We start from the raw sequence: 17,689 nt of genomic DNA on the forward strand, positions 1-17,689 counted from the left end.
CCTTGTGAGAGGGAAGCAGACTGTTATGCGTTGGAGTCTGCGAGGGAGTCTTTTGCTGCGGCGGCAACAGCTTCGGCAGTGATGCCGAATTCGTTGAAGAGCCGCTTGTAGTCAGCCGAGGCGCCGAAGTGCTCCAGTGAGATGGAACGGCCGGCGTCGCCGACGAATTCGCGCCAACCCAGCGCGAGACCGGCTTCAACCGAAACACGGGCCTTCACGGAGGCCGGGAGTACGGACTCGCGGTAAGCCTCGTCCTGCTTGTTGAACCATTCAACGCACGGCATGGACACGACACGCGCTGCGATGCCTTCAGCCTGGAGGGCTTCGCGGGCCTGGACTGCGAGCTGGACTTCGGAGCCGGTGCCGATCAGGATGACCTGCGCGTCAACGGTTTCGCCGTTCTTGGAGGCCTCAGCCAGGATGTAACCGCCCTTGGCCACACCAGCGGTGGAGCCGAACGTGTCGCCGCTTGCTTCACCTTCGCCGCGGGCGTAGGTGGGGATGTTCTGACGGGTCAGGACAATGCCCGCCGGGTTCTCGTGGTTCTCCAGCATGACCTTCCATGCCGCGGAGACCTCGTTCGCGTCGCCGGGACGGACAACATCCAGGCCAGGGATGGCACGCAGGGAGGCGAGCTGTTCCACCGGCTGGTGGGTGGGGCCGTCTTCGCCCAGGCCGATGGAGTCGTGTGTCCATACGTACAGGGACGGAACACCCATCAGCGCGCCGAGGCGGATGGCCGGGCGCTGGTAGTCGCTGAAGATCAGGAACGTGCCGGAGAAAGCGCGGGTGCGGCCGTGCAGGGAGATGCCGTTCACGATCGATGCGGCAGCGTGCTCGCGGATACCGAAGTGCAGAACGCGTCCGTACGGGTTGCCCTTCCAGGCATCCGTGGAACGGGACGTGGGGATGAACGACGGCGAGCCCTCGATGGTGGTGTTGTTGGACTCGGCGAGGTCGGCAGAACCGCCCCACAGTTCCGGCAGTACCGGTCCGATGGCGTTCAGGACCTTGCCCGAGGCCGCACGGGTGGAAACGTCCTTGCCTGCTTCGAACACGGGAAGTGCTGCATCAAGCTCAGCCGGCAGTTTTTTGGCTTCAACGCGCTCCAGCAGCGCGGCAGCATCCGGGTTGGCAGACTGCCATGCTTCAAAACTTTCCTGCCAGGCAGCGCGGGCGTCGGCGCCGCGGTCCAGGACCTTGCGGGCGTGCGCCAGAACCTCTTCGTCAACGTCGAAGGACTTGGCGGGATCGAAACCCAGGACAGTCTTAAGTGCCGCGACTTCCTCTGCACCCAGGGCCGAGCCGTGGATCTTGCCGGTGTTCTGCTTCTTCGGTGCCGGGTACCCGATGATGGTGCGCAGCGAAATGATGGACGGCTTGTTCGTCTCAGCCTTGGCAGCGAGCAGCGCCGAGTAGAGTTCCTGAACGTCTTCGACGTAATCGCCGGTCTTGGTCCAGTCAACACGCTGGGTGTGCCAGCCGTAGGCTTCGTAGCGCTTGAGGACGTCCTCGGTGAAAGCGATGTCAGTGTCGTCTTCGATGGAGATGTGATTCTCGTCGTAGATCACCACGAGGTTACCCAGTTCCTGGTGGCCCGCGAGCGAGGAAGCCTCAGAGGTGACACCTTCCTGGAGGTCGCCGTCGGAGGCGATAACCCAGATGGTGTGGTCGAACGGCGACTCACCGGCGGGAGCGTCGGCGTCGAACAACCCACGCTGGCGACGCTGCGAGTATGCGAAACCGACAGCCGAGGCCAAGCCCTGGCCCAGCGGGCCGGTGGTGATTTCCACACCGGCGGTGTGCTTGTACTCCGGGTGACCCGGGGTCAGTGAACCCCAGGTACGCAGCGCCTCAAGGTCCTTCAGTTCCAGGCCATAACCGGAGAGGAACAACTGGATGTAAAGGGTCAGCGATGTGTGACCGGGGGACAGGACAAAGCGGTCACGACCGATCCAGTCCGGGTTCTTCGGGTCATGACGCATCAGCTTCTGGAACAGCAGGTACGCTGCCGGAGCCAAGCTCATCGCCGTACCAGGGTGGCCATTGCCGACCTTCTCCACGGCGTCAGCGGCCAACACGCGAACGGTGTCAACAGCCTTCTTGTCCAGATCGGTCCATGACAGTTCTTGCTCTTCCAAATGTGGCACGAAAACCGAGCCCCTCTCTGTGCTGACGGCAGGCGTAAGGACACGGCACGCAGGAAGCACAGGATGGCGCCCGCTGCAATGTGTCTACCAGCCGTTCACCATTGAAACGTTGATCTCTCATCCAGACGCACGGATATCCAAGAATACGGTTTCCCGGATCGTCAACGTGTGCTGATCTGCTCAACAGCTTAGCCCTAAACGTGTCATGGGACTCAGGGAATCCCACTAACTGGACAGAATTTCCCTTATATGAATCACGATGGCCCGGCGGAAGAGTGAAGATTCGGAAACATTGGCGTATTTTGCGGACATCGGGCCTCTTTCCGCCACGGTATGATATTTGGAGGCCAGCAGCGGTTCATGCGCCCGGTTTGAGGGACGGCAGCCGCTGCGAGAACCCCAGAGCATAGAACAGAGTGACTGCCGCCGTGAGCACAACTGATACGCCCCTTAACGCGTCCCCGGCCCGGGGAAGCATCGGAATGTCCCGTAAGTTCAAGGCGTATCTGGCTCTGACGAAACCCCGTGTCATTGAATTGCTCCTGGTCAGCACGCTTCCCACCATGATATTTGCGCAGCGCGGATTCCCGTCCATCGGCCTGATCCTTGCCACGCTCGTTGGTGGGGCGTTCGCTGCGGGCAGCGCCGGCGTCTTCAACTGCTACATCGACCGTGACATCGACAAATTGATGCACCGCACGGAGAAACGTCCGCTGGTCACCGGTGAAGTGACTCCACGTGAAGCACTGATCTTCGCTTGGATCCTGGGCGCCGCCTCCATCGCAATCCTGTGGTTCGGCGCCAACCCGCTGTCTGCTTGGTTGGGCCTCGGTGCGATCGTCTTCTACGTGGTGATCTACACCATGATCCTCAAACGCCGCACTGCCCAGAACATCGTCTGGGGCGGCGCTGCCGGATGCTTCCCGGTGCTCATTGCCTGGGCAGCCGTCACCAACACTGTCGAGTGGCCCGCCATCGTGCTCTTCATGGTGATTTTCCTCTGGACGCCTCCTCACTACTGGCCGTTGTCCATGCGTTACGGCGAGGACTACCGCAACGCCAAGGTACCGATGCTCGGCGCCATTGCCGGCGCGAAGGTGGTCTCCGTGCAGGTAGTTCTTTACGCCTGGGCCATGGTTGCCTGCTCGCTGCTGATGATCCCGGTGGGCGGGGCCGGATGGGTCTACACGATCGTGGCTGTTGCTGCCGGAGCCTGGTTCCTCTACGAGAGCCATGCCTTGTACAAGCGTGCGCAGGGTGGCGATGTTTCCAACAAGGGTGCCATGAAGGTGTTCCATGGCTCCATCAGCTACCTGACGTTGCTCTTCATCGCGCTGGCCGTTGATCCCTTCATCGGCTCAGCGATCGTCGGCGGCTAGCCCACCAACGCTCTCTCACGTCCCACGGGCTAGCCCACCAACGCTCTCTCACGTCCCACGGGCTTGATCCCAACGCTCTCTCACGTCCCACGGGCTTGATCCCAACGCTCTCTCACGTCACGACTCCAAAGATGCAACCAGTCGAGCTAGTGGAAGAGGCGCCCGTCCTTCCGGTAGAGCGCTGACAAGCAGGTCGGCGTATCGGATCTTATTCCCGCTGCGCCCCCGCGAAGAACCGCCGTGACTGCCCTTCCGCAGACCGGTCCCGCAATGAGGGCTGGCGTTGCAGAGCTCACATGACGCTAGCTCCCCTCGGTCCGCGATGACGTTGAGCACGGCATCAATGCCAAGGCAGCGGATGAGTTCGTCCTCCACATCGGCGTTACAGACTTGGAGGCCTTGGTCTTCCAGCGGGCCGGACCCTATGCCAGCCCGCATGAGGGCACGGCAATGCCCGCGACTTCGCCGAAATCGCACAGACCCAAGAATCGGTGACCCGACCATCGGGCGCACAGCGGTCGACGAAGTACACGATGCTCGTGGCACCATTCATCGGCACGATCGAAACGCGTTCCATCCTCAACACCTAGGAGCCTCATAGCAGCACCTAGTTTGGAGCCCCTGAACACTCATCTTTTGCCATAACACCACTTAGATCTCAAAAAACGGCCTAGGTGGTGCCCAAAGCGACTTAGCGTGCGAGTTGGAACAGAGCTGTTCCACTTCACACGAGCATTGGGGATTCTCATGAAAAACATCCTGCGCACAGCCGGAGTGCTTGCAGTTGCTTCGGCCTCGGTGTTGACCGGGGTTTCTGCAGCCCAGGCCGCACCGGCGTGCTCCACCGCACGAGTATGCCTTTACGACAACTACTGGTTCACCGGCACCTCCAGGTCCTTTGGTTGGGTCACGTACAACGTGGGCGTGGACGCCAATGACAAGGGGAGTTCCTTAGTGGTTGGACCCGCCGCAGATCCAGCTTCGCCCTATGTCTATTTCTATGTTGACAGCAATTTTGTTGGTAACAATGTGGTTTTCCGGGCCGGCAATGCCTCAAATGACCTGCGCGGACTCTACATGACGTCCACCCGGAACTGGGACGACGAAATCACGAGCGTCTGGGGCTAGTCTCTTGGCGTTCACGATTACAAGGCTGCCGTCCGCGGCACTTGGCGTGCTGGCGATGCTGGTCGCTATCGCCGGCACGTCGTGCTCCAGCAACCCCCACCGTCCGTCGGAACCGGGGCCCACCCTCAGCCTGCCTGCGATTGATCGGAGCGCCGGAGCGAACGCGCGGGCCTCCCTCAACGAGATCACCGGCGAAGTTGTCCTCCCCATGAGCGCCTACTGGTACTCCGACAGGGAAAACGTCATGGTCAATTCCGCGGTCGCGTTTCTCATTTTCGACTGTGTTGAAGAGGCTGGATTCACTGTGGCTCCGTGGGACGGCGACGGCAAGGCACTTCAGGACAGTAGATATGGTCAGTGGTCACGTGCCTTGGCCGCAAAGAACGGCGGCCTGCCGGAGATCCGGAAAATTCCTGGCTTGATGGAGGAGCAACCGGAGCGCCCGGCACTTAGCGCCAGGCAACAAGAAGCGGAATTCAAGTGCACCAAGTCTGTAGGGCGCGCTGGCTTGCCTGAACTTTTGGAGGGATTGGTTGGCGATACATCCATCCAGAACCAGATCTCCGAGATCGCGGTGGGACTGACGGAGCGTGACCCGGAGTTCGTTGCCTTCCGCCAGGACTGGGAAGACTGCTTGGCAGGGAGAGGCCTGAAGCTCACTGAAGCAGGCTCCTGGAACCTGCAATCAACCGGGTCAAAAGCAGACGAAATCCGTGTCGCTTTGCTGGATCTCGAGTGCAAAGAGACAGTTGGTGGTGCCCGGAAACCTTATGACATTCTTGCTGAGTATCAGGCGGCTCAAATGAAGGACCATCAGGCCGAGCTAAACGCCTTGGCAGAAGAAAAGACGGCTGCCGTGGAACGGGCAAAGCAAATACTGAGGGACCACGGTGTGGCTGATGCACGACTCTGAGGCGATCCCGGCGGGTCGAGCCATGAGGCGCGTTCCCCGGTGGTGGCTTATTCCAACGGTGCTGGTGATGGTGTTGGCAGGCCTGGGTGCCGCTTACTGGACAGGTGCCAACAGCGTTGCCAGCGCGGGGCCCTCGTCGTCAACGCCTGAGGTAATCCCTGTTTCGGCAACCGTGGAGCGTCGCGCGGTCATCAAACAGGTAGTGCTCTCAGGCAAGGTCCTGGCGGGTGCGGCACACGCAATCAAAGCGAGTCCCTCCGAAGGTATTGACAGGCTGGTGATGACATCAGCTGCCAAAACGGTAGGGAGCATGGTGGCTCCAGGTGAACTGCTGGCCGCTGTGTCCGGGAGGCCGTTACTCGTACTCCCCAGCGGCGTGCCCCTGTACCGCGATATCGAACTGGGTGATTCGGGCCCCGACGTCGCGGCGTTGCACGGCGCATTGGCTGGCTTTGGCTACGCCGTTTCTTCGGCGGATACCTTCGAAACCGGCACGCAACGCGCCTTGATCGACTGGTACAAGGCAGCCGGTCACGAAGCCCCAACCTCAACACCTTCGCCGAAAGCGATCAAACCCGGGGACGTGGACTCCCACCCCCTTTCGACCAAGCAGGCCCCCGACGCGGTGGTTTTTCGGTGGAAGGAATTCGTTCAAGTTCCCGGAGACACGGGGACAATCGCCGCCATGGCCGGCAACGGATCGGTTCTCGGTGAGGATGGCATCGTTGCCCAGGTGAAGATTGCTGACGACTCCATTGTTGCCCGGGCGGACGTTGTCCAGTCCGAGAGTTTTCCCGTGGGTGGGGCCGTTACTGTTCGCGCTGGCTCCGCAGTCCTCGAAACCAAGGTAGTGCTTGTCAGCGACTTTTTGGAAGGTGACCAAAGCAAAAACGAAATCCCCGGAAAGGACATCACGTTTGCTGTGCCACCCGGCACGCAAGGATTCGCCGCGGACCAGTCCGTGACTGTAACTGCTGGCAGCGCCGCCGCGGAGTCCTTGGCCGTACCCCTGATCGCGGTTCGCCAGGAGGAAGGTGTCCCTTACGTGCTGCTGGAAAAGAACGGTGAGCCGCGGCGGGTGAACGTAAAGGTCATGGCACAGGCGGACGGGTGGGCGGCCATTGCCGACATGGACGGGTTGGCTCCAGGCGACGAGGTCAAGTTGCAATGACTTCACACTGGCATGTCCCGGAAGCGACCGATCCGCCATCACACCGTCCGATACTTAGCATGCGGGACATCCGGCGAGACTTTTCCGGCGCGCCCGCCCTGGCCGGTTTGCGCCTCGACATCCATCAGGGCGAGTTCGTGGCTATCGTTGGCCCCTCCGGCTCGGGAAAGTCGACGCTTCTCAACGTCCTCGGCCTTTTGGACACAGCTTCGGCAGGAACGTACTCGGTGCAGGGTACGGACGTGTCGGGCCTCAGCGAGCGACAGAGAGCCGAGCTGCGCGCCAGTCTCTTCGGTTTCGTCTTCCAGGACTCGCACATGGTGGGACGCGATGCTGCCGCACGCAATGCCGTCCTCGGACTGCGTGCAAGGGGGATTGCCCTGTCCGTCCAAAAGCGACTAGTGATGCCCGCACTTCACAAGCTTGGCCTTGCGCATAAGGCGGCCACCCCCGCTTCCTTGCTCTCCGGGGGCGAACGACAGCGGCTGGCAATTGCACGTGCCGTCATCGGAGCCCCGGGAATCGTGCTCGCTGATGAACCGACAGGCAGCCTGGACACCGTCAATGGCGGGCTGGTCCTGGTCCATCTCCGCGAGCTTCACGCCACAGGAACCACCGTCGTCCTGGTCACCCATGACCCAGGCATCGCTGCTGCTGCTGATCGGGTCATCACAATGCGGGACGGGCTGATCGTGGGTGACACCGGCTCCGCTACGGTCCACAGCGACGCGCCAGTAACACCAGGCGACAGTTCCGCTTCCTATCACCTTGCCCGGCGCATCCACCATGAAGCTGCAGACGTGGTTGCGGATGCGTTGTCTGCGCTGACGGTCCGCCCGGCCAAGGCCCTGCTGCTGGTACTGGCATTCCTGCTGGGGAGCGGCGGGCTTGTAGCCGCCATGGGGCTGAGCGAGAGTGCAGCCGTCAAGGTGTCCGCAAGGATCGACGCAGCCGCCAGCGACGAAGTGCGGGCTACGCGTGAGGGCGGATACGCCTCGTGGGACGCCGTGACAGAGGATCTTCAGCGGTCAAAGGAGCTCTCCAGCGTCCTCGAAGCCGGAGTTCTTGCTGAGCTATCGGCGTCGATAGTCCAGCCCTCGACCTTCCGCCCTGGGTCCTTTCCCGAACAGCCTGTCTTCACCGGAGCAGTCCGAGTGGCTGATTCGGCCTATCTCCGACTCCAAGGGGCCACCATTTCCTTCGGCGATGCCAGCCTGCTTGATCAATCTTTCGGTGGCCCGGTCGCGGTCCTTGGTCAGGATGCCGCCATTCAACTGGGTATCGCAAGGCCGGGTCCCGGCGTCGTCATCTGGCTGTATGGTGAGCCGGTTCCGGTGGTGGGCATCATCGAGAACCCGGGGAGGGATCCGATGCTTCCAGGGTCGGTGGTGGTGGGAGCCGGTTCATACCCCGTGACCAGCAGAGTCGCAGCCAGCCTGGTCTTACGGACAGATCCGGGCATGCCGGCGGCCATCGCGGAGGCGCTGCCTAAGACGCTGAGTCCCGCTGAGACAGGCGCCGTGACGGTGCAGACCGTGGCCGACCTACGGGACCTCAAGCACGGGATTGACGCTGATCTGGGGAGGCTGGTGGGCATCGTCTCCATTGTGCTCCTGGCCATCGCCTGTTTGAGTGCCGGAACCACGATGTACCTCGGTGTCCTGGCCCGGTCGAGCGAAATAGCCCTTCGACTGGCACTGGGCATGCGGAGGGGGCCACTGGCCGGGATGTTCCTGCTGGAAGGCGCCGTGGTGGGAGTGCTAGGCGGCACTGCCGGAGCGGCAGTGGGCATGGGGGCAGTCCTGTTATACGCGTCCACTGAAGGTTGGGCGGCGGCGATCCCTTGGTATGCAGCGCTGTGGGGAATCGGAGCGGGCCTGGCCAGCGGAACCCTGTCCGCACTATACCCGGCCCTGGTGGCTTCGAGATCCGACCCCGCGCAGCTCATCCGGGCATAGAAAAGCTAGTTGGCTGGGCTGTGCTTCGCTAGGTCGGCAGCGTTGGTGGCTGCGCTCATCAGTACGGCTGCGCCGAACATATGTGCACCAACCAGGAGAGCAGGGATTCCGTTGTAGTACTGGGTGAAGCCGATGACAGCCTGCAGCAATGTGACACCCAGCAGAAGATACGACGCCGAACGGAACGGCCCGCCGATCTTGTGCCGGATCACCAGGTACACCGCGAAAAGCGTTCCGGCAGTGATGAGGTACGCAGGGACCGCATGGATGTGCGAGAAGAGGTCCCAGTCGAGGTCGTTGCGGGGAGCGTCTGCGTCTCCGGCATGGGGTCCGGCACCTGTAACTACGACGCCCAGCATCACCGAGAGCGCGGAGAAAACGGCAACGGCGAGCATCACGGGGCGGGCTAGCGAGGGGAGGGCAGGCAGGGTGCGGTTCATGAAGCGTCCCGTGCGCCCGTATGCCCTGTTGACCAGCAGGGTGGCAAAGACCACCAGCGCCATGGACACAAGGAAGTGCAGTCCCACAACCCAAGGGTTGAGGCCTGACAGTACGGTGATTCCACCGATCACTGCCTGTGCCGGGATGCTGGCCAAGAGTCCCAAGGCAAGCATGAAGAGGTCGCGACGCTCCTTGCGAAGATTCCACAAGTAAACCAACATCATGGCGGCCACCGCGGCGAGGGCGAAGGTGAGCAGGCGGTTGCCGAATTCAATGAACCCGTGAATGCCCATCTCCGGCGTGTTAACCAACGAATCGCTGGTGCAGCGCGGCCATGTCGGGCAGCCCAGGCCGGAGGCGGTGAGTCGTACCGCACCGCCGGTTACCACCAGAACGGTCTGCCCAATGAGCGACAACAATGCCAGGCGGCGCACGGCCTTATTGACCTCGGTTGGCAACTTGGAGGTCAATCGTTGGACGGTTTTTGGTAGGCGCGATGCCGTGCTCACAGTTTTCTCACTTCTCAGTTCTGCGTTGGTGGTTGGTGCCTGGTCGGGTTAGTTCCACTTGAACCATCGGATGGCCGCGGCGCCAGCCAATACGGTCCACAGCAGGAGGACTGCTACGGCGGGGAAAGGAACCGCGCCCAGCAGGAAGACATCCCTAAGCGCTTGGCCCAAGGCCCCGGAAGGAAGGAATTGAACGATCCCTTGAAGCAACGACGGAAGCCGTTCGGCAGGCACCACAATGCCGCCTAATGCCCCGAGGAGGATCCACAGCAGGTTGGTAATCGCCAGGGTAGCTTCCGGCCGCACGGTGCCCGCCACCAGCAAGCCCAAGGCGGTGAAGGCAGCAGCGCCAAGAACCAGAAGGCCCACTCCGGGAAGCCAAGCCTCGAGCCGGGGTTGCCATCCCAGCAGTCCGGCAACTGCACCGACTACCAGTACCTGAAGGAACAGGACCACCAGCACGGCGAGAATCTTGCCCGCGATGAGCCCGCCTCTGCCAAGGGGAGTAGTGGACAGGAAGCGGAGTACTCCGTAGCGGCGATCAAAACCGGTGGCGATGCCCTGGCCGGTGAAGGCCGTGGACATGGCGCACAGCGCCAGAATCCCGGGTGTGGCCACGTCCACGCGGGAGCCGCCGAGGCCGTCAAGTAGCGGGGTAACAACCAAGCCCACGAGGGCCATCAGGGGCAGGACGACAGCGAGGATGAGTTGCTCACCGTTCCGCAGCATGGTGATGGTTTCGTAGCGGCCCTGCTGCATGATCCTGCGTGGCAGGGATGCCGGTCCGGCGTTCGGGGAGAGGAGCTTGCTCATCGGAGGTCCCTTCCGGAAATGTCCAGGAACACGTCTTCCAGGCTACGCGCTTCCAATCGCAGCGAGGCGGGCATGATGTTTCGTTCAGCCCACCAAGCAGTCAGTGATGCAAGGTCTTTCGGCGTGATGGCACCGGTGATTGAGTAACTTCCCGAGCGGGTCTCCGATATCTGAAGGCCGCCACTGACAACACTGGTGAAATTCAATCCTCCGGGAGCATCGAAGTAGAGCGTCCGATCCGTGACGGCGGAGTCTGCGGCATGATCGTGCCGGAGCAGCTCGGCGACAGTTCCCTCCACCACGTTGTGACCGCCGTCGATGATGTACACGTAGTCCGCCAGGCGCTCCGCGTCATCCATCAGGTGCGTTGTCAGCACTATGCCCATGCCGGCGTCCCTAAGCTCGGCAATGAGCTCAAAAACCATTTGCCGCGACTGCGGATCCAGCCCGGCGCTGGGTTCGTCGAGAAACAGGATTTCAGGATTGCCCACCAACGCGGCCGCCAGCGCCAACCGCTGCTTCTGGCCTCCGGAAAGGCGACGCACGCTTGTCCTGCTGAACTGATTGATTCCCAGCCGTTCCACCAGGGCGTCAACGTTCATGGGCTTTTGGTACATACCGGCGACGTGCCGCAACAGTGGGATGGGACGGGCCGACGGCGGGAGGCCACCATCCTGGAGCATCACACCTACGCGGGACCTCAGGTGGGCACTTGCCGTATCGGGATCCGCTCCCAGCAGGGAAATGCTTCCGCCAGTTCGCTTCTGCAAGCCTTGGGCGCACTCCAAGGTGGTGGTTTTGCCAGCGCCATTGGCACCCAGCAGGGCGGTTACCTGGCCGCGTTCGGCCACAAGGGACAGGCCACTGACCACCCTGAGCATTTTGCCGTCAAGGGAGGCCAGGGGGCCTACATCCTTAATGAGTCCATCTATAGTGAGGACAGGGGAATCGGGGGATCGCACCAGAGTATTCTACGGGAAGTAGTACGGTCACACTTGGCGGCTGGCTAAGGTCAGTCTTGCCTTACTGGATGCATGAAACAAATTACGACATGATTGTGTTGTGTATTCCATGAGCAGTCCAACTTCCATGCCTTCAACGCGGCATGCTGCAGCGGCAGAGGCCTTCGGCGCCTCGCCTGTGCTGCCGGACGCGGATGACCGTACACGGGACCGGGTCTTGAGCGCTGTACTGGAGAACGGTCCGGTAAGCGCCGCGGAACTGGGCGACCTTCTGGGATTCACACCGGCTGCAGTTCGTCGGCACCTTGATCATCTGGAACGCAGCGGCGTTATCGAGGTCAAAAGAGTGGCCAAAGCCGGTTCCGGCGCAGGCCGCCCCGCGCGCCGTTACGTCCTCAGCTCACAGGGCCAGTCCAAGCTCGGCGACGATTACTTGAATATCGCCAGCTCCGCGCTCAGGCGCCTTCAGGAACTTGCCGGCGAGGATGCAGTCCGGGAGTATGCGGAAGAACGCTTCTCGGACATGGAACGCCGCTACGCCCCCGAGGTGGAAGCCGCCGGTGATGACATCACGGCCCGCGCCATGGCTCTGTCAAAGGCCCTTAGTCGTGATGGTTTTGTTGCCTCAGCCCACTCCATAGAAGCCAAGGCACCTTTGCCAGCGGCGTTGTCCAGTGTCCAGCTTTGTCAGGGTCACTGCCCGATTCAGCGGCTCGCCGCAGAATTTCCCGTGTTTTGCGACACGGAGACCAAGGTCTTCTCGCGCTTGGTGGGTGTCGATGTCCGGCGCCTCTCCACGCTCGCGCAGGGCGGACATGTCTGCACCACCCACATACCTACCGGGCGCCCGGCTGCCACGGCATCCCCGGATGTCGCAGAGCAGCCCGGGAACCCGTACCAGGAATCAAACAACCAGCAAGAAAGGCCGTGATGACGGACCAAATAGCAGAGAAAGCGGTAGCTGACGGCACTGTGATCTCGGAGATTCTGGAGAAGAATCCCGAACTGCACGGTATCGGAAACTACGAGTACGGCTGGGCCGACAAGAACGACGTAGGCGCCAACGCCCGTCGTGGCCTCAACGAGGAGGTCGTCCGCGACATCTCCTCGAAGAAGAACGAGCCCGAATGGATGCTCGATCTGCGGCTCAAGGGCCTCAAGTACTTCGACCGCAAGCCCATGCCTACCTGGGGTGCAGACCTCTCCGGCATCGACTTCGACAACATCAAATACTTCGTGCGCTCCACCGAGAAGCAGGCGGCAACGTGGGAAGACCTTCCGGAAGACATCCGGAACACGTACGAAAAGCTGGGCATCCCGGAAGCTGAGCGCAGCCGCTTGGTCTCAGGCGTCGCAGCACAGTACGAGTCCGAGGTGGTGTACCACCAGATCCGCGAGGACCTGGAAGCCCAGGGCGTCATCTTCCTGGACACTGACACCGCGCTGCGGGAGCACCCGGAGATCTTCCAGGAGTACTTCGGCACCATCATCCCGGTGGGCGACAACAAGTTCGCGTCGTTGAACACGGCCGTGTGGTCCGGCGGATCGTTCGTGTACGTGCCCAAGGGCGTGCACGTGGATATCCCCCTCCAGGCATACTTCCGTATCAACACTGAGAACATGGGCCAGTTCGAGCGCACGCTGATCATCGCCGACGAGGACTCCTACGTTCACTACATCGAGGGCTGCACCGCTCCGATCTACACCTCGGACTCGCTGCACTCGGCCGTTGTGGAGATCATCGTGAAGAAGGGCGCCCGCGTCCGCTACACGACCATCCAGAACTGGTCCACCAACGTGTACAACCTGGTTACCAAGCGCGCAATCTGTGAAGAGGGCGCCACCATGGAGTGGATCGATGGCAACATCGGTTCCAAGGTGACCATGAAGTACCCGGCCGTCTACCTTGTAGGCGAGCACGCCAAGGGCGAGACGCTGTCCATCGCTTTCGCGGGCGAGGGCCAGCACCAGGACACCGGGTCCAAGATGGTGCACATCGCACCGAACACCAAGAGCTCCATCATTTCCAAGTCCGTGGCCCGCGGTGGCGGACGCGCTGCTTACCGTGGCCTGGTGCAGGTCCGTGAAGGCGCCAAGCACTCGGCCAACACGGTTCGTTGTGACGCCCTCCTGGTGGACACCATTTCCCGTTCGGACACGTACCCGTACATCGACATCCGCGAGGATGACGTTGTCATGGGCCACGAGGCCACCGTTTCACGCGTCAGCGAAGAGCAGCTCTTCTATCTGATGTCCCGCGGCATGCCCGAGGACGAGGCCATGGCCATGATCGTGCGCGGCTTCATCGAGCCGATCGCCCGTGAATTGCCCATGGAATACGCTCTTGAGCTGAACCGCCTGATTGAACTGCAGATGGAAGGGTCCGTCGGTTAACAATGACTGATATCACTACTGAAAAGGCGCGCATCGGCGCGCCCTCGGCCCAGCCGTTTATCAACGGCTTCACCGAGGAAGGCGAGAACCTTTCGCCCGTCAACACCGGAACGAACACCAGCACGACGTCGGAGCAGCCTTCCGCTGGTCCGCTCGCGGGTGCTTCGGCCAAGAGCCACTCACATGGTGGCGGCGTGGGGATTCCGGACAGCTCCCGTGCGGGTCGTCTCACCTCCTACAAGCTGGCGGACTTCAAGCCGTTGAACGGCCTTGAGGAAGACTGGCGCTTCACGCCGCTGAAGCGCCTGCGTGGCCTCCACACCGAAGTCCTCAACGGCGCAGCTCCGGCTGTCAGCGTCACTGCACCGACCGGCGTCGTTGTTGAGACCGTTGGCCGCGATGACAAGCGCATTGGCCAGGCCGCTATCCCGGAAGACCTCGTCTCTGCAAACGCCTGGGAGAACTTCGCCGAGGCCACTGTCGTCACCGTGCCCGCCGAACTGCAGGCCGAAAGTGAAGTTTCCGTCCTGATTACCGGCGCTGGAGAGGCGCCGTCGGCCCAGCACATCGTGATTGTGGCAGAACGCTTCTCCAAGGCCGTTGTGGTTCTGGACCACCAGGGTTCCGCAGTTGTCTCCGAGAACGTGGAAATCATCGTTGAAGACGGCGCTGAACTGACCGTTGTGTCATTGCAGGAGTGGGCAGATAACGCTGTCCACGCGTCATCGCAGCAGGCAAAGATCGGTCGCGATGCCAAGTTCAAGCACATCGTGGTCAGCCTTGGCGGCGACCTCGTGCGCGTTACGCCGTCCACGCGCTTCACCGCGCCGGGTGCCGACGTCGAAATGTTCGGCCTGTACTTCGCCGACGCCGGCCAGCACCTTGAGCAGCGACTCTTCGTCGACCACGCAGTGGCTAACTGCAAGTCACGCGTTCTGTACAAGGGTGCCCTCCAGGGCCGCAATGCCCACAGCGTGTGGGTAGGCGACGTCCTGATCCGCAAGGAAGCCGAGGGCACGGATACCTACGAGGCCAACCGTAACCTGGTCCTCACCGATGGTGCCCGCGCGGACTCAGTTCCCAACCTCGAAATCGAAACCGGTTTGATCGAAGGTGCGGGCCACGCCAGCGCCACCGGCCGTTTTGATGACGAGCACCTGTTCTACCTCATGGCCCGTGGCATCCCGGAAAAGGTTGCACGCCGCCTGGTGGTCCGAGGCTTCCTCAACGAGATCATCCAGCAGATCAAGGTTCCGGCAATCGAAGAGCGCCTGACCGCAGCCGTTGAGCGCGAACTCGCCGCGACCGACAACTAAGACAGGCCAGGCAGAGCAACAATGAGTGAAGAAACCAAGGGCGAACTGGTATGCAACGCCAATGACATCCAGGTCAAACAAGCGCTGCGCGTCCTGATTGATGACTACCCCGTAGCCATTGTCAAGGATTCGATGGGCGAGATCCACGCCATCGCCGATACCTGCTCGCACGCGGACATCTCGTTGTCCGAGGGTGAGGTTGAAGGCTGCGCGATTGAATGCTGGGGACATGGTTCCCAATTCGACCTCCGCAGTGGACAGCCTCTCCAGCTGCCTGCTTACGACCCCGTCCCCGTTTTCGCCGTCACCATCGACGGAGACGACGTTTACGTGGACGTGACCAACGTTGTGAACGGCGCCTCGGTAGATCACTACTGAGCGCCCAGTACCGCCAGACTTACGAACGGAAAGAAAGAAGAGCATGTCAACTCTTGAAATCAAGGACCTGCACGTCAGCATCGAGACGGAGCAGGGCACCAAGGAGATCCTGAAGGGCGTCAGCCTCACCATCAAGACCGGTGAAACACACGCCATCATGGGACCCAACGGCTCGGGCAAGTCCACGCTTGCTTCCACCATCGCCGGCCACCCGCGCTACAACGTCACCAGCGGTACCATCACGCTGGACGGCGAAGACGTGCTGGAGATGAGCGTCGACGAGCGCGCCCGCGCAGGCGTCTTCCTCGCCATGCAGTACCCGGTAGAGGTCCCCGGCGTCACCATGACCAACTTCCTGCGGACCGCCAAAACCGCGATCGACGGCGAAGCACCGGCCCTGCGCACGTGGACCAAGGACGTCAAGGCAGCGATGCAGCAGCTCCGTATCGACGCCGACTTCGCACAGCGCAATGTCAACGAAGGCTTCTCCGGTGGTGAGAAGAAGCGCGTTGAAATCCTTCAGCTCGAACTCTTCAAGCCGAAGTTCGCCATCCTCGACGAGACCGACTCCGGCCTGGACGTCGACGCTTTGAAGGTTGTCTCCGAGGGCGTCAACCGTGCGCACGAAGAGGGCAACATGGGCACCCTGCTTATCACCCACTACACCCGTATCCTGCGCTACATCAAGCCGGACTTCGTCCACGTGTTCGTTGATGGCAAGGTTGTTGAAGAGGGCGGACCCGAACTTGCGGACCGTCTTGAAGAAGAGGGCTACGACCGCTACGCCCCAGGTGCCGGCGTTGCCGTTGCTCCTGCCGTGCAGGCCTAGTTAGGATCGTTCCATGACCGAAATCAACACGGCGCGAACCAGCCTCGAGGACGTCGAGGAAGCGCTCAAGGACGTCATTGACCCGGAACTCGGGGTTAACGTGGTTGACCTGGGTCTTCTTTACGGGCTCAAGTACTCCGACGAAGACGGCGCGCTCCTGATCGACATGACACTGACCACGGCGGCCTGCCCGCTGACGGACGTGCTTGAAGAGCAGGTGGGCAAGTCCCTCGACGGCGTAGTTGATGATTGGCGCCTGAACTGGGTATGGATGCCGCCATGGGGTCCCGAGCGGATCACCGACGACGGCAAGGACCAGATGCGCGCCCTCGGCTTCAACATCTGATCAGCAGTTTTCGCTCGCTTCGGCGGGCACAAGGAAGGGTTCCGGGCTTGCCGCCCGGAACCCTTCCTTTTTTATGTCGTCCTTGCACTCGACACAGGCTTATGGCGCAGCCACCCCGAAGGTGTCGCACTTGTTGATGTCGCCCGTGGTGTATCCCTGATAGAACCACTTCTGCCGCTGCTCACTGGACCCGTGGGTCCAGGATTCGGGTGACACCCGGCCGGTGGCCGCCTCCTGGATCCGGTCATCACCAACGGCGGAAGCGGCCGAGAGCGCATCCTGCAGGTCTTGCTGGGTCAGGGGATCAAGGAAGGGCTTTCCACTGGCGTCGGTTTGGGTGGTGGCGTGCCGAACCCACAGTCCCGCATAACAATCAGCCTGGAGTTCCACCCTGACCGCGCCGGACTGGGGACCTTGCGGGTCCTGCTGAGCCTGGTCAAGGTTGCCGAGGATGTTCTGGACATGGTGTCCGAATTCGTGGGCCACTACATATTCCTGAGCCAGGGGACCTCCTGACGAGCCGAACCGGGTGACCAGGTCATCAAAGAATCCAGGATCAAAGTATGCGGTGGTGTCCGCAGGGCAGTAGAACGGACCCACTGCACTCGTGGCCGCACCGCAACCGGTGTTGGTGGCTTGGCTGAAAATGACGGTCTTGGGACGGGGATATTCCACGTTGTAATCCGCCAGATAGTCAGGCCAGAAGGCATTGAGGCTGTTCACTGTCCCTGTGATCCGGCAGTCCAGGCGCTTGTCGGCATCGGCACCGGTCTGGCATTCCTGGACACCTCCGGCCCCACCACCACTTTCGACGGCGGGCGGCTGGCTTCCGCTGCCGGTGAGGTCCCCGAGAATATTGGGATTTATACCGAAGAGTGCCAGCAGCAGCACCACTATTCCGCCACCGATGCCACCGCCGATCTTGGTGCCGCGGCCCATGCCACCGCCACGTCGGTCTTCTACTTGCGAGGGGTCAAGCTGCGCGCCGTCATTGAAACTCAT

General features: G+C 61.7%; 16 protein-coding genes. 11 read left to right on the forward strand and 5 right to left on the reverse strand.

Features of this window, described 5'->3' with window-relative positions:
- Nucleotides 1-23: 23 nt before the first annotated feature.
- Nucleotides 24-2,150 (reverse strand): transketolase, encoded by a 2,127-nt coding sequence (gene tkt / locus ACIQTW_RS00755; RefSeq protein ID WP_402932649.1) that lies wholly within the window; start codon nucleotides 2,148-2,150, stop codon nucleotides 24-26.
- A gap of 416 nt (nucleotides 2,151-2,566) precedes the next feature.
- On the opposite strand from tkt, the gene ACIQTW_RS00760 reads away from it, so the two are divergent.
- From ACIQTW_RS00760 to ACIQTW_RS00780, 5 genes are all read left to right on the forward strand, one after another.
- Nucleotides 2,567-3,529, forward strand: coding sequence for a heme o synthase (locus ACIQTW_RS00760; RefSeq protein WP_091470646.1), 963 nt, complete (start codon nucleotides 2,567-2,569; stop codon nucleotides 3,527-3,529).
- A 747-nt stretch (nucleotides 3,530-4,276) separates the two neighbouring features.
- Nucleotides 4,277-4,657 carry a peptidase inhibitor family I36 protein gene (locus ACIQTW_RS00765; protein ID WP_402932653.1) on the forward strand — a complete coding sequence of 127 codons (381 nt, stop codon included), beginning with the start codon at nucleotides 4,277-4,279 and terminating at the stop codon, nucleotides 4,655-4,657.
- Between the two features lie 4 nt (nucleotides 4,658-4,661).
- A complete protein-coding gene (locus ACIQTW_RS00770; protein WP_402932656.1) occupies nucleotides 4,662-5,570 on the forward strand; it encodes a hypothetical protein in 909 nt (302 codons plus the stop codon).
- On the forward strand, nucleotides 5,557-6,741 hold the full coding sequence (locus ACIQTW_RS00775) for a hypothetical protein (protein WP_402932659.1): 1,185 nt from the start codon (nucleotides 5,557-5,559) through the stop codon (nucleotides 6,739-6,741). Before ACIQTW_RS00770 ends, ACIQTW_RS00775 begins: the two co-directional genes overlap by 14 nt.
- 59 nt (nucleotides 6,742-6,800) lie before the next feature.
- Nucleotides 6,801-8,699 carry an ATP-binding cassette domain-containing protein gene (locus ACIQTW_RS00780; RefSeq protein WP_402932662.1) on the forward strand — a complete coding sequence of 633 codons (1,899 nt, stop codon included), beginning with the start codon at nucleotides 6,801-6,803 and terminating at the stop codon, nucleotides 8,697-8,699.
- A gap of 5 nt (nucleotides 8,700-8,704) precedes the next feature.
- On the opposite strand, the gene ACIQTW_RS00785 is transcribed toward ACIQTW_RS00780, so the two are convergent.
- From ACIQTW_RS00785 to ACIQTW_RS00795, 3 genes are read right to left on the reverse strand one after another with little or no spacing between them, the layout of a single operon-like run.
- On the reverse strand, nucleotides 8,705-9,649 hold the full coding sequence (locus ACIQTW_RS00785; RefSeq protein ID WP_402932665.1) for a heme A synthase: 945 nt from the start codon (nucleotides 9,647-9,649) through the stop codon (nucleotides 8,705-8,707).
- A gap of 48 nt (nucleotides 9,650-9,697) precedes the next feature.
- Nucleotides 9,698-10,462: an ABC transporter permease gene (locus ACIQTW_RS00790; protein ID WP_402932667.1), complete on the reverse strand. Its 765-nt coding sequence runs from the start codon at nucleotides 10,460-10,462 to the stop codon at nucleotides 9,698-9,700.
- A complete protein-coding gene (locus tag ACIQTW_RS00795) occupies nucleotides 10,459-11,424 on the reverse strand; it encodes an ABC transporter ATP-binding protein (protein ID WP_402932670.1) in 966 nt (321 codons plus the stop codon). Before ACIQTW_RS00795 ends, ACIQTW_RS00790 begins: the two co-directional genes overlap by 4 nt.
- 109 nt (nucleotides 11,425-11,533) lie before the next feature.
- Here ACIQTW_RS00795 and ACIQTW_RS00800 point away from each other — a divergent pair, with 109 nt between their 5' ends.
- The 6 genes from ACIQTW_RS00800 to ACIQTW_RS00825 are packed head-to-tail and all read left to right on the forward strand — an operon-like array spanning nucleotide 11,534 to nucleotide 16,687.
- The gene (locus ACIQTW_RS00800; protein ID WP_402932673.1) at nucleotides 11,534-12,355 is read left to right on the forward strand and encodes a helix-turn-helix transcriptional regulator; all 822 of its coding nucleotides are present in this window, start codon (nucleotides 11,534-11,536) and stop codon (nucleotides 12,353-12,355) included.
- A complete protein-coding gene (sufB, locus tag ACIQTW_RS00805; protein ID WP_011774792.1) occupies nucleotides 12,355-13,818 on the forward strand; it encodes a Fe-S cluster assembly protein SufB in 1,464 nt (487 codons plus the stop codon). The genes ACIQTW_RS00800 and sufB overlap by 1 nt, the downstream gene beginning before the upstream one ends.
- Before the next feature lie 2 nt (nucleotides 13,819-13,820).
- Complete coding sequence (gene sufD / locus ACIQTW_RS00810; protein WP_402932676.1) at nucleotides 13,821-15,134, forward strand: Fe-S cluster assembly protein SufD; 1,314 nt, start codon at nucleotides 13,821-13,823, stop codon at nucleotides 15,132-15,134.
- Between the two features lie 21 nt (nucleotides 15,135-15,155).
- Entirely contained in the window at nucleotides 15,156-15,512 is a 357-nt protein-coding gene (locus ACIQTW_RS00815; RefSeq protein WP_089595076.1) for a non-heme iron oxygenase ferredoxin subunit, read from the forward strand.
- 43 nt (nucleotides 15,513-15,555) lie between these two features.
- On the forward strand, nucleotides 15,556-16,341 hold the full coding sequence (sufC, locus tag ACIQTW_RS00820) for a Fe-S cluster assembly ATPase SufC (RefSeq protein WP_011774795.1): 786 nt from the start codon (nucleotides 15,556-15,558) through the stop codon (nucleotides 16,339-16,341).
- Between the two features lie 13 nt (nucleotides 16,342-16,354).
- Nucleotides 16,355-16,687 carry a metal-sulfur cluster assembly factor gene (locus ACIQTW_RS00825; RefSeq protein ID WP_011774796.1) on the forward strand — a complete coding sequence of 111 codons (333 nt, stop codon included), beginning with the start codon at nucleotides 16,355-16,357 and terminating at the stop codon, nucleotides 16,685-16,687.
- A gap of 99 nt (nucleotides 16,688-16,786) precedes the next feature.
- On the opposite strand, the gene ACIQTW_RS00830 is transcribed toward ACIQTW_RS00825, so the two are convergent.
- Nucleotides 16,787-17,689, reverse strand: a complete 903-nt coding sequence (locus tag ACIQTW_RS00830) for a neutral zinc metallopeptidase (protein ID WP_402932681.1) — start codon at nucleotides 17,687-17,689, stop codon at nucleotides 16,787-16,789.

Source organism: Paenarthrobacter sp. NPDC090517, from assembly GCF_044769165.1.
Taxonomy (GTDB): domain Bacteria; phylum Actinomycetota; class Actinomycetes; order Actinomycetales; family Micrococcaceae; genus Arthrobacter.